Here is a 12,511-nt window from a genome sequence, read left to right on the forward strand (position 1 = left end):
TTGTAGCACGTGTGTAGCCCAGGTCATAAGGGGCATGATGATTTGACGTCATCCCCACCTTCCTCCGGTTTGTCACCGGCAGTCACCTTAGAGTGCCCAACTGAATGCTGGCAACTAAGATCAAGGGTTGCGCTCGTTGCGGGACTTAACCCAACATCTCACGACACGAGCTGACGACAACCATGCACCACCTGTCACTCTGCCCCCGAAGGGGACGTCCTATCTCTAGGATTGTCAGAGGATGTCAAGACCTGGTAAGGTTCTTCGCGTTGCTTCGAATTAAACCACATGCTCCACCGCTTGTGCGGGCCCCCGTCAATTCCTTTGAGTTTCAGTCTTGCGACCGTACTCCCCAGGCGGAGTGCTTAATGCGTTAGCTGCAGCACTAAGGGGCGGAAACCCCCTAACACTTAGCACTCATCGTTTACGGCGTGGACTACCAGGGTATCTAATCCTGTTCGCTCCCCACGCTTTCGCTCCTCAGCGTCAGTTACAGACCAGAGAGTCGCCTTCGCCACTGGTGTTCCTCCACATCTCTACGCATTTCACCGCTACACGTGGAATTCCACTCTCCTCTTCTGCACTCAAGTTCCCCAGTTTCCAATGACCCTCCCCGGTTGAGCCGGGGGCTTTCACATCAGACTTAAGGAACCGCCTGCGAGCCCTTTACGCCCAATAATTCCGGACAACGCTTGCCACCTACGTATTACCGCGGCTGCTGGCACGTAGTTAGCCGTGGCTTTCTGGTTAGGTACCGTCAAGGTACCGCCCTATTCGAACGGTACTTGTTCTTCCCTAACAACAGAGCTTTACGATCCGAAAACCTTCATCACTCACGCGGCGTTGCTCCGTCAGACTTTCGTCCATTGCGGAAGATTCCCTACTGCTGCCTCCCGTAGGAGTCTGGGCCGTGTCTCAGTCCCAGTGTGGCCGATCACCCTCTCAGGTCGGCTACGCATCGTTGCCTTGGTGAGCCGTTACCTCACCAACTAGCTAATGCGCCGCGGGTCCATCTGTAAGTGGTAGCCGAAGCCACCTTTTATGTTTGAACCATGCGGTTCAAACAAGCATCCGGTATTAGCCCCGGTTTCCCGGAGTTATCCCAGTCTTACAGGCAGGTTACCCACGTGTTACTCACCCGTCCGCCGCTAACATCAGGGAGCAAGCTCCCATCTGTCCGCTCGACTTGCATGTATTAGGCACGCCGCCAGCGTTCGTCCTGAGCCAGGATCAAACTCTCCGATAAAGTAGTTTGACTGACTACGCACATCGCTGTGCGATTTATATTAAAACTTGAATTAACAGGTACGTTTTGTCTTGTTTAGTTTTCAAAGATCATTTATGCCGCTTAACGAAGCAGCTTTATTACTATAACATTCAGCTTCTTTTAAGTCAACACTTTTTTTAAAGGGTTAATGAAGCTTTTATTTGTTGTCAGCTGTTCATCAGCGACGAATAATAATATAACACGGATATTATCAAATGGTCAATAACTAATTTAATCTGTTTTAAAGAGACTTTTTATCAGTTATATTCGTTTGGCCAGGCACATAAGATGTAACACAAGAATGATGGACAAGATAAGGAGGCATCATCAGTGAATCACTTCTATGTGTGGCACATAAAACGCGTTAAACAATTTATCATTATACTTATCGCCGCATTTGCTGCAGCCAGCTTTTTTTATATCCAAAGAGCTGTCCCGCTCCCTGTGTTTTCGACTGACAGCGGACCGAAAGCCATTTATAAAGGAGAAACAGATTCAAAAGACATTGCTCTTACCTTTGATATCAGCTGGGGCGATGAGAAAGCCGAGCCTATTCTTAATACCCTGAAAACCAACGGCATCAAAAACGCGACGTTTTTTCTTTCCGCTTCTTGGGCCGAGCGCCACCCGGACACGGTGGCTCGCATTGTAAAGGACGGCCATCAAATAGGAAGTATGGGTTATGCGTATAAAAACTATGCCAATCTAGAGGATAGTGAAATAAAAAAGGACATTAACCGTGCGCGGACTGCCTTTGAAAAATTAGGAATCAAAGACATACGGCTCCTAAGACCTCCTACCGGTCAGTTCAATAAAAATGTCCTATCAATCGCAAAGCAGTATAACTATACAGTCGTTCACTATAGTGTGAACTCCCATGACTGGACGAATCCAGGCGTTGAAAAAATCGTCGATAATGTAAACCGTCAAGTTTCAGGAGGAGACATTATTCTTTTACACGCCTCAGACTCAGCTAAACAAACAGAAGAGGCCCTGCCTGAGATTATCCATCATATGAGAGAAAAAGGTTTAAAAAATGTCAACGTGGGAGATCTCATTGCAAACACAGATGCTAAATCCGCCGAAGTAAAATAAATTATTTCTCTGCAAACTTCGGCAGCATCAGCAATTGAAAAGCATTACACGCCATTAACGGAAAGAGCATTAAGTAAAGCCAGTCCTCATCATTTACTCTGAGCGCAGGAAACCATTCCAATGCAGTGATCACAACCATTAAAAATAAAGATGACACAAACGTTTTCTTTGAGGACTGCTTTTGTTTTATATACGCGGTAAGCAAACCGAAGATCAATAAAAATAACGGCAGCCACGCATAGCCAGCCATTGACTCTCCTCTATCTCCGAAAAATAAAAACCGCACGTACATTAAATCAAAAGCGACAAACAGGATGAAAAACAGCTGCAATAAATTCCATAATGATGAAGATCTTAATATTTCGAGTGCAAACCGGTGAACTGTTAAAAACACGAAAAAGCCCATTTGACTGATGACACTAAAAATCATGCCGACACCGATAAACCAAAATAAAACAGAGAAAATCTGGCCCGCTTCAAAGTTCAGAAACAGCTCCTTATATCCCCCCCATTTTAAAGCAAAACCCACAACACTTGTGACAACCGCTCCGACAGCTAAAATAGAAAAGAAAAAACGAACTAAGCCACGGCTTTTCATTTCTTTATTCAACCCCTCAAAAATCGCAGATCGCGATATTTTGTTATGTATAATTCCAACCGGATGAATCATATTAAAAGTAAGATAAGTATGTGAAAGGAGCTTAAGCATGTCAAAAGCCAAAACGCTATTGATGGGCTGTTTTTTGATATTATCTGTAACAGCTTGTGCTCCAAAAGACCAAGCAGCGGATATGGATTATGATCAGACCAAAAAAATGGTTGTTGATATATTAAAAACAGATGATGGAAAGAAAGCAATTAAGGAATTATTAAACGATGATGCGATGAATGAAGCACTGGTGATTGATCAGGATGCCATTAAAGGAACAATAGAAAAAACACTCACCTCTAAAAAAGGTGCGGATTTTTGGAAAAACATCTTTGAAGACACTGAATTTGCGGAAAGCTTTGCTAAAACCCTTCAAACAGAGCATGAAAAAGTAATTAAAAAGCTGATGAAGGATCCGGATTATCAGAAAATGCTGATGAGTGTTATGCAGGACCCGGGAATGAATAAAAAATACAGCGAACTGGCAAAAAGCCAAGAATTCCGCAGTTATTTAGAACAAGTAATTACTGAAACACTTTCTAGTCCGCTTTACAAAAAACAGTTCGAAGATGAACTGAAAAAAGCAGCAGCAGAAACCGCTAAAGAAGGTGAGTAAAGGGAAGCCGGGATCAAAAAATCCCGGTTCGCCTTTTTATATTTGCACTTCCATTTTTTCAACGACTTTTTTTGCAATGTCATGATATATTTCACCGATTGGATGGCTTTCGTCATAAACAGACGGAGCAAATTGATCTTTATCCCAATCAGGCTGTTTCAACGGTATTCTGCCGAGCAAAGGCACTTTAAGCTCCTCAGCAAGTTTATCTCCGCCGCCTTTGCCAAAGACATATTCTCTTTCCCCAGTCTTTGCACTTTCATAATAAGCCATGTTCTCTATGACGCCAACGACCTCATGATCTGTTTTAATAGCCATAGACCCCGCTCTGGCCGCAACAAAGGCTGCAGTCGGGTGCGGCGTTGATACGATAATTTCTTTACTGCTCGGAAGCATCGTATGTACATCAAGTGCGACGTCCCCTGTTCCAGGCGGAAGATCGAGAACGATATAGTCTACTTCTCCCCATTCTACTTCGTGGAAAAAGTTGTTGAGCATCTTGCCCAGCATTGGCCCTCTCCAGACGACAGGAGCATTTTCTTCAACGAAGAAACCCATCGACATGACCTTTACACCGAAGCGTTCAACAGGAAGCAGTTTGTCTCCTTCAATTGTTGGACGCACTGTAATGCCCATCATATCCGGCACACTAAAGCCGTAGATATCCGCGTCAATTAAACCGACCTTTTTCCCAAGCCGAGCCAGAGAAATAGCAAGGTTCACTGACACAGTTGATTTGCCTACTCCGCCTTTTCCGCTCGCTACAGCAAGGAAAACCGGCGGGTTATCCATATTTAACAATGTTTTGTTCTCTGTTGACGGCGCCCGAAATTTCGCAACTGTTTCTTCAGGCAGCTCTTCAAATCGAAGGCCTACCGTCTCAGCGCCTACCCCTTTTAAGACATTTACGATTTCTTGCTGAACCTGCATTTGTTCTGCTGTTCCGGTTTTTGCAAGAGCCACTTTTACACTGACATGCCGTTTTTCAGGCTTTATTTTTACTTCCTTAACGGCATCCAATTCTCCCAGAGGTCTTTGAAGAAAAGGTTCGCGCATTTCACCGACTAGTTTTCTTACTTCATCTTCTCTTATCATCGAACCTCACCCTTTTGTGTATTCGTTTACAAACATTATTATATCATACATAAACAGCAGGTGTCTTTTGCTTAGAACCATGAGAAAACCCTCCTTTACTCCGGAGGGTCGCCTTTTTCTGTAAAGTATCTCAATATTCCTTTATATATGGAAGATGCCACTTTGTCCTGATATTTCGGTTTCCCCAGCATCTTTGCTTCTCCAGGATTGGATAAAAAACCGACTTCCACAAGCGCACCTGGTTTTGTGACGTTTTGCATTAAGTAAATACCATGAATTCTCTTTGCTTTTCGGGTTGTATTCTCCAGGTTTGTTCTCAACTCATCCTGAATATATTTTGCAATTTTCTCGTTTTCCTCGTATTTTCCGTAATAAAAGCTTTGGGCTCCGCTCCATTTTTGTGACGGGATCGCATTAAGATGAATGCTAAGGTAGAGCTCAGCCTCTGAATTGTTAATTAAGTTCACTCGCTGTCTTAAGTCTTCCGCTTTTCGTTTACTATAGCCTCTTGTCCCTTCAGGAGCTAGATCGGTGTCACTTTCTCTAGTCATAATCACTAAGGCCCCTTGTTCCTGAAGATAATCCCTGACTCTGAAAGCCACTTCCAGGGTTATATCCTTCTCTAACAGCTTGCCGCCCACTGCCCCTCCATCAGGCCCGCCATGACCTGGATCAAGATAAATAATTTTTCCGCTCAAAGGCAGACTCCACGGATTCCAAGAATCGTTATTGCTGAATTGATACTTGAATAGAAACAGTAATACGATGAAGCCTAGCATAAAACTGAGCCATTTAAGCTTTTTCCTCATCCCTTCCCCTCCCGCTTGTCCGTTATTACATAAGTATGGGACAGGGTCGGGAAATATGATTAACGCATGCGAAGCTTACATTGTTTTTCTCTTTGGACAAACCCTTCTGTCCACCAGTCTTTGATGAATTTTCGTGCAGCTTCATAAACTGTGTTTTTATCAAACGTTGCGTATTGCTCATGTGTCCAATGATAAAGGTATTCAAAAAACTCCATACGAAGCTCTTCTTCTTCCCTTGCAGAGCGGGCACTAACACTTTGCATAGATTCTCCATAATACCCGAAAACCCCGAAACGCCCGCCTAACAAATAAGCTTCTATCGCAAAATCAATACAGCCTTCACTAATAACGTCCCTTTCATCCTGCAAAAATGGAAATAATGGAGTAAGACATGCCTTTACAGACTGAATGATTTGTCTAAGTGAGAGTTCTTTGAGCAAGTTTTTTTCTAATTCAAAATCCTTTTGGCGTTTCACATCCATAAAAGACAGTACCTCTGCCATACAAATTCACTCTCCTTTTACCGGTTATTTTGAGGTTTGGGAGGTGAAACCATGCCCAAATTCGGTTGGAAATTCGCCCAAATGAAGGTGTCGATAACTTGAACATATTAAAAAGAGTGTAAAAAAAGCAGCTTTCTGCGGGGCAGGGAACGTATGTTTGTTCACAAAAGCAGAGGCAGCACAATAATAAAAGGCAGCTCCCTCTAATAGGTCGCTGCCTTCATACTTTAATGCTTCTTGTTGCAGAATATGTATTAATGTATTGATCCAATACAAAACCGCCTTTATCTTCATAAAAACCAGTGACAATAAAACCGGCATCGAGCTGTCCCTTAATTTGGTCTTCTAAGGAATGCCCGAATTCCAGAGCTTCATTATTTTCAATCAGCTTTTTCACCTTATGTTTTGGAAGATCTTCTGAGTCGGCGTATGGAATAGAGTGCTTTACTTTTAAAACGCCCTGCTCTTCTAATTCAATGTCAAACAGAAAAACAACTGGATTAACAAATCCTGAAATTAAAACGCCATTTCTTTTCAGCACGCGGTGCGCTTCTTTCCAAACCGGCAGGATATCTTCAACAAAAACATTGGCAACTGGATGTACGATGAAATCAAATGATTCATCTTCAAATTGACTGAGATCATCCATACTTCCTTTCACGGTGCGTATGGTCAAGCCGTCGCGATCAGCAACCATTCTGTCCTGTCCAAGCTGCTGTTCTGAGTTATCTAAGACGGTGACATCCGCTCCGGCTGCCGCTAAAACCGGGGCCTGCTGTCCGCCTCCTGAAGCCAAACAAAGCACCTTCAAGCCTTTTACAGGAGGAAACCAATCCTTTGGCACATTTTTAATAGGTGTTAACCTTATATCCCAATTCCCTTTTTTCGCTTGTTCAATGACATGCCGCTCTACAGCAACAGTCCATTCATTGCCTGTCTCTACTTTTTGATCCCAGGCTTTGCTATTATGATCTACTAACGCATTCATGAATCGTTCTCCTTACTTTAATGTTTAGAGTATAACAAATATTTCTAGATTGATACCGCTTTCCCTTTGCATATTCGGAAAAAAATTCATAAAACCGCAATAAATTAACAAAGGAGATATGTGATTTTATTGCTAGTGATTATAATATCACTTTTTCAAATCAAATTAATGACAAAGCACTTGATGCCGGCATTACGCTTTTCATTGCCCTATGGCATTTGAACACTTATGTAAGACTCACTTCAGCACTAGACGTTTCTTTCTGCGATGCGAATTGGTATTTGAACGGTTCCGTGTTTCCAAAAACGAGTTGAAAATCCTTCAATTTGTGATAACAAACCATTTTAGCGAATAAATGCGTATGCCATTTGCAAAGGACGTTTGAATGGAGCACGCAGATGCGCTCTATTTATCTAGATGCACATACACCAGTCATAGAATAGCATGCGCTTGAATTTACAGGGGCTCAAGATAGATCATTGAAGCATTGAATTGAAAGGTGACATATTTTGTGCTGGAGCGGAGGTTAAACTATTCGAAACCTTGTGAGAAAGACCGGCATTTAAAGACGATCGTTTTATAAAGCAAAAAAAGGATGCCTGTTTAATCGCTTCTGTTTTAATTCTTAAAAGAAAATAAAAAAAGCCCCCAACCCATGGTTGAGAGCTTTGAAACGTAAAATTAACGTTTTGAGAACTGAGGTGCACGACGAGCGCCTTTAAGACCGTATTTTTTACGTTCTTTCATACGAGCGTCACGAGTCAGAAGACCTGCACGTTTAAGTGTTGCACGGTATTCTGGATCTGCTTCAAGCAAAGCACGAGCGATACCATGACGGATTGCTCCAGCTTGACCAGATAAGCCGCCTCCATGTACGTTTACTAAAACATCATAAGTTCCAGCTGTTTCAGTCAAAGTTAATGGTTGTTTGATATCTTCGATTAGAGCTGGAGATGGGATGTGCTCGCTGATTTCACGATTATTAACGACGATACGACCTTCTCCTGGAACTAAGCGCACACGCGCTACAGAGCTTTTACGACGGCCAGTACCGTAATATTGAACCTGTGCCAAATTGGTAACCTCCTTTTTAATTAACCGCGAAGTTCGTAAACTTCAGGTTTTTGTGCTTCATGTGGATGCTCAGAACCACGGTATACGTTCAATTTTTTGAACATTTGACGACCTAGAGAACCTTTTGGAAGCATGCCTTTGATAGCAAGCTCAAGCATTTTCTCAGGGTAGTTTGTACGCATTTCAAGAGCAGTTCTTGATTTTAATCCGCCTGGATGTTGAGTGTGACGGTAGTAGATTTTGTCAGTTAACTTTTTACCAGTTAACTCGATTTTTTCAGCGTTGATGATGATCACATGATCTCCAGTATCAACGTGTGGTGTGTAAGTTGGTTTGTGTTTTCCGCGAAGGATAGCTGCAACTTCTGAAGAAAGACGACCTAAAGTCTTGCCAGCAGCATCAACAACTAACCACTTGCGTTCAATAGTACTTGCGTTAGCCATAGGTGTTGTACGCATTGAATTTCCCTCCTAAATGATCTGTCATTTTCAATAAACTTCGATTACGTTCTATTTCACAACACAATAAGTTCCGGGGCTTATCGTGGGGTTGAAATACATACCATATGATATCTTATAACTTTATGCAGACTCTGTCAAGAAAATATTATACACCTGGTTTAGTTGTCATAGTAAACGTTCCATAAGTACAGTCCGTGTCCCGGTGCTGTGCGCCCTGCTGCTTCGCGGTCCTTCGCTTCCAGCATGGATTTCACATCATCAGGAGAAATTTTTCCAATACCTGCATCCAGCAAAGTACCTGCAATAATTCTGACCATATTATATAGGAAACCGCTGCCTGTGATCCGCATTTGCAGGCCGTCATCAGTCTCAGTCCAATCGAGTTCGTAAATCGTTCTCACTTTGTCCTGCACTTCCGTTTTAGCCGCACAAAAGCTTGTAAAATCATGTGTTCCTAAAAGATGCTTTGCCGCTTCTCTCATGTTCTGCACATTGAGGCGATATGAAAAATGGTAAGCGTAATGCCGTTTAAATACGTCCGGGTGTTTCTCCGTGTATACAAAGTAGCGATATTCCTTTTTAACTGCGCTAAATCGTGCATGGAACCCATCATCCGCAATTTCTGCCGTTTTGACTGCAATATCATCCGGAAGCAGTGCATTTAAAGCATAGGGCCATCTCTCAGCTGGAATAGAGAGCGGTGTATCAAAATGAATCACCTGTCCGGCTGCATGAACCCCGCTGTCCGTCCTTCCAGAGGAAACGACAGGGATTCTGTCTTGTGACTTATGCAGGACAGCCAGCGCCTTCTCCAGCTCATCCTGAACCGTTCTCTTCCCCGGCTGTACTTGATATCCTTTAAACAAATGTCCGTCATAAGAAATTGTGCATTTCAGTCTCATAAAGCACCTCTAAGCCCTTAAGAAAAATAACAGAGCAGCCAATATGAACAAGCTGACGATGACAGAAGTATCCTTTGCCGTCCATACAAGCTTTCTGTATTTAGTGCGTCCCTCTCCGCCTTGATAGCCTCTTGCTTCCATTGCAACCGCAAGCTCTTCAGCACGCTTAAACGCACTGACAAAGAGTGGGACTAGCAGCGGCACAATTGCCTTCACTCTGTCTTTAAGCGGTCCGCTTGTAAAATCAACGCCTCTCGCCATCTGAGCCTTCATAATCTTATCTGTCTCCTCCATCAAGGTTGGGATAAACCGTAAAGAGATCGACATCATAAGAGCCAGCTCATGAACAGGAAGCTTCAATTTTTTAAATGGGTTGAGCAGCTGTTCCATCCCATCGGTAATCTCAATAGGTGTTGTTGTCAGCGTTAATAGAGTTGTCATTAAAATCAGATAGACGAACCTAAGGGAAATGAAGATCCCTTGTACCAAACCGCCCTCATAGATCTTGAAAAAGCCAAGTTCAAAAATGATCGGCCCTTCATGTGTCATGATAATATGAAGCAGGAACGTAAAAAGAACAATCCAAATGATCGGCTTTAGCCCTTTCATCAAAAAGGAAAAAGGAACTCTTGTTAAGGAAACAACGCCTGCTGTAAATAAACCAACCACCGCATATGTCTGCACATTATTGGCCAGGAAAACGATACAGACAAACAAAAAGATCGTAACCAATTTTGTTCTTGGATCAAGCCGGTGCACAAGTGAAGAACCCGGCACATACTTGCCGATAATCATGCTGTCCATCATAAGGTTTTTCCCCCCTGAAAGAGAGCACGGATTTCAGCAGCGGCATCTTCTATTGTGAGCAGAGGTTCTTTAAATTTGATACCAAGTGCGGCTTCCAGCTGTCTTTGGAATTTAATCGTTTCCGGAAGGTCCAGCCCCCAGCCGGCCATTTCTTCCCCTTTTAAGAACAAGTCTCGCGGACTGCCTGATGCCTGGATAGTTCCTTTATGCATCACGATCATTTCATCAGCATAGGCAGCCGCATCCTCCATGCTGTGGGTAACAAGAATTGTCGTCAGGTTTCCCCGTTGGTGGAGCTCATAAAACATGTCCATGATCTCTTTTCGCCCTCTTGGATCCAGCCCTGCTGTCGGCTCATCGAGAACAAGCACTTCAGGATCCATCGCAAGCACCCCGGCAATTGCAACCCTGCGCATTTGTCCTCCGCTTAATTCAAAAGGTGATCTGTCCAGAAGCTCTTCAGATAAACCTACAAGCTTCAGCATCTCTCTCGCTTTTTGTTCAGCGTCTTCCTTTTTCACACCAAAGTTCATCGGTCCAAATGAAATATCTTTGAGAACTGTTTCTTCGAATAATTGATGTTCGGGGAATTGGAAAACGATTCCGACTTTTTTTCGGAGGGATTTAAGCTCTTTATTCTTTTTTCCTGCCTGTATAACGGTACTGCCTAATGAAATATGCCCCTTTGTAGGCTTCAGGAGACCATTCAGGTGCTGAAGAAGAGTGGATTTACCGGAGCCTGTATGCCCTATTACGGCCACATAGCTGCCTTCCTTAATCGATGCATTGATATCATACAGGGCAAGGCGCTCAAACGGCGTCTTTATCTGATAGCGATGCTCTACATCTTTGATTGTAATGTCCATAGCTCGTTCACCAGCCCTTCCTGAGTCAAATGATTTTCTTCCAAAGCCAGTCCATTTTCTCTTAAGAGCTGGCTGAGCTGGAATGAGAAGGGTAAATCAAGCCCGATTCGAACAAGTTCCTTATTCAATTTAAAAATTTCTTCAGGCGTACCCTCGGCATATTTCTTACCGCCATTCATGACAATGATTCTGTCAGCTTTTGCTGCCTCATTCAGATCATGTGTAATCGAGATGACAGTTGCCATGCCTTGCTCTTTTAAATGTCTTACCGTTTCAAGCACTTCTTCTCGCCCGATCGGGTCAAGCATGGATGTTGCTTCATCTAAGATAATAATATCAGGACGTGCGGCAATAATCCCTGCTATCGCAACTCTCTGCTTTTGGCCTCCGGAGAGATGGTGCGGCTCTTGATCAAGAAAATCCTGCATGTTGACCTGTTTGACAGCCCAATCTACTCTCTCAATCATTTCTTCCCGCGGTACACCATTGTTTTCTAAACCAAAAGCCACATCATCGCGAACTGTCGTTCCGACAAATTGGTTATCCGGATTTTGAAAGACCATTCCAATCTTCTTACGCACTTCCCACACTGACTCCTCTGTCAGTTGAATTCCAGCAACCTTTATGTCGCCTGATTCAGGAAGGATTAAACCATTCAATGCCCGGGCCAGTGTTGATTTCCCTGAACCGTTATGACCTACAATTGCAAGCCATTCACCCTCATACACCTGCAGGGAGACGCCATCTAGTGCTCGTCTTTCTGCGTCTTTCCGATATCGAAAAACGATATCCTCTACCGATATCAACTGATTTTGATTCACGGACAACCGGCCTCCTCTCAGCTCATACTCTGCTTGTCTCTCTATTGGAAAAGTTGCAGTATCTAAAAAAAGGGCATAGATCCAGTTAGAAACTGTCCCGCCCTTCTTTAGATACACAAAAATATGTGATTAAACCAATTCGATAATTGCCATTGGTGCTCCGTCACCACGGCGAGGACCAAGCTTCATAATACGTGTGTATCCACCTTGGCGCTCCTCGTAACGAGTTGCAATGTCAGAGAATAATTTTTGAAGTGCATCTTGGTTATTTTCTTCGTTAGCAACCTCGTTGCGGATGTATGCAGCAGCTTGACGGCGAGCGTGAAGATCACCGCGTTTGCCAAGCGTGATCATTTTTTCAACTACAGAGCGAAGTTCTTTCGCACGTGTTTCAGTTGTTTCGATTCTTTCGTTGATGATCAAATCAGTTGTAAGATCACGAAGCATAGCCTTACGCTGTGCACTCGTACGTCCTAGTTTTCTGTATGACATGTGATGTCCCCTCCTTTATTGGAATGCTTTTTCTGAATTATAAACACACGAAAATCCTAGTTCACA

At 43.4% G+C, this 12,511-nt stretch carries 14 protein-coding genes and 1 rRNA gene (1 of these 15 running past the window's edge); 2 read left to right on the forward strand and 13 right to left on the reverse strand.

The features are described 5' to 3' along the window. Positions 1–1,246: ribosomal RNA gene (locus H7F27_RS19995) — 16S ribosomal RNA — on the reverse strand (it extends 304 nt beyond the left edge of the window). A 351-nt stretch (positions 1,247–1,597) separates the two neighbouring features. On the opposite strand from H7F27_RS19995, the gene pdaB reads away from it, so the two are divergent. After that, positions 1,598–2,362, forward strand: coding sequence for a polysaccharide deacetylase family sporulation protein PdaB (gene pdaB / locus H7F27_RS20000; protein ID WP_101861377.1), 765 nt, complete (start codon positions 1,598–1,600; stop codon positions 2,360–2,362). Between the two features lies 1 nt (position 2,363). Here pdaB and kbaA read toward each other — a convergent pair whose 3' ends face one another. Beyond that, the gene (gene kbaA, locus H7F27_RS20005; RefSeq protein ID WP_095714777.1) at positions 2,364–2,960 is read right to left on the reverse strand and encodes a KinB-signaling pathway activation protein; all 597 of its coding nucleotides are present in this window, start codon (positions 2,958–2,960) and stop codon (positions 2,364–2,366) included. A 109-nt stretch (positions 2,961–3,069) separates the two neighbouring features. Between kbaA and gerD the strand changes: the two genes are divergently transcribed. Continuing rightward, on the forward strand, positions 3,070–3,627 hold the full coding sequence (gene gerD, locus H7F27_RS20010) for a spore germination lipoprotein GerD (RefSeq protein ID WP_010332792.1): 558 nt from the start codon (positions 3,070–3,072) through the stop codon (positions 3,625–3,627). A gap of 36 nt (positions 3,628–3,663) precedes the next feature. On the opposite strand, the gene salA is transcribed toward gerD, so the two are convergent. From salA to rplQ, 11 genes are all read right to left on the reverse strand, one after another. Further along, positions 3,664–4,722: an iron-sulfur carrier protein/transcriptional regulator SalA gene (gene salA / locus H7F27_RS20015; protein WP_103672513.1), complete on the reverse strand. Its 1,059-nt coding sequence runs from the start codon at positions 4,720–4,722 to the stop codon at positions 3,664–3,666. A 95-nt stretch (positions 4,723–4,817) separates the two neighbouring features. Continuing rightward, on the reverse strand, positions 4,818–5,531 hold the full coding sequence (gene cwlD / locus H7F27_RS20020) for an N-acetylmuramoyl-L-alanine amidase CwlD (protein ID WP_044153395.1): 714 nt from the start codon (positions 5,529–5,531) through the stop codon (positions 4,818–4,820). A gap of 59 nt (positions 5,532–5,590) precedes the next feature. Further along, entirely contained in the window at positions 5,591–6,034 is a 444-nt protein-coding gene (locus H7F27_RS20025) for a YbaK family protein (RefSeq protein WP_044153396.1), read from the reverse strand. A gap of 220 nt (positions 6,035–6,254) precedes the next feature. Further along, entirely contained in the window at positions 6,255–7,022 is a 768-nt protein-coding gene (locus H7F27_RS20030; RefSeq protein WP_095714778.1) for a class I SAM-dependent methyltransferase, read from the reverse strand. Between the two features lie 681 nt (positions 7,023–7,703). Beyond that, positions 7,704–8,096: a 30S ribosomal protein S9 gene (gene rpsI / locus H7F27_RS20035; protein ID WP_003225846.1), complete on the reverse strand. Its 393-nt coding sequence runs from the start codon at positions 8,094–8,096 to the stop codon at positions 7,704–7,706. A gap of 20 nt (positions 8,097–8,116) precedes the next feature. Then, on the reverse strand, positions 8,117–8,554 hold the full coding sequence (gene rplM / locus H7F27_RS20040) for a 50S ribosomal protein L13 (protein WP_003241966.1): 438 nt from the start codon (positions 8,552–8,554) through the stop codon (positions 8,117–8,119). A gap of 161 nt (positions 8,555–8,715) precedes the next feature. Next, the gene (truA, locus tag H7F27_RS20045; protein WP_105955678.1) at positions 8,716–9,459 is read right to left on the reverse strand and encodes a tRNA pseudouridine(38-40) synthase TruA; all 744 of its coding nucleotides are present in this window, start codon (positions 9,457–9,459) and stop codon (positions 8,716–8,718) included. Positions 9,460–9,468: 9 nt separating this feature from the next. Beyond that, positions 9,469–10,266 (reverse strand): energy-coupling factor transporter transmembrane component T family protein, encoded by a 798-nt coding sequence (locus H7F27_RS20050; RefSeq protein WP_127696154.1) that lies wholly within the window; start codon positions 10,264–10,266, stop codon positions 9,469–9,471. Beyond that, complete coding sequence (locus H7F27_RS20055) at positions 10,263–11,132, reverse strand: energy-coupling factor ABC transporter ATP-binding protein (protein ID WP_095714782.1); 870 nt, start codon at positions 11,130–11,132, stop codon at positions 10,263–10,265. The genes H7F27_RS20050 and H7F27_RS20055 overlap by 4 nt, the downstream gene beginning before the upstream one ends. Then, positions 11,108–11,953 carry an energy-coupling factor ABC transporter ATP-binding protein gene (locus H7F27_RS20060; protein WP_095714783.1) on the reverse strand — a complete coding sequence of 282 codons (846 nt, stop codon included), beginning with the start codon at positions 11,951–11,953 and terminating at the stop codon, positions 11,108–11,110. Before H7F27_RS20060 ends, H7F27_RS20055 begins: the two co-directional genes overlap by 25 nt. 129 nt (positions 11,954–12,082) lie before the next feature. Beyond that, entirely contained in the window at positions 12,083–12,445 is a 363-nt protein-coding gene (gene rplQ / locus H7F27_RS20065) for a 50S ribosomal protein L17 (RefSeq protein ID WP_003225836.1), read from the reverse strand. Between the last annotated feature and the right edge of the window lie 66 nt (positions 12,446–12,511).

The sequence above is a fragment of the Bacillus sp. PAMC26543 genome, from assembly GCF_014250375.1.
GTDB classification, from domain to species: domain Bacteria; phylum Bacillota; class Bacilli; order Bacillales; family Bacillaceae; genus Bacillus; species Bacillus halotolerans.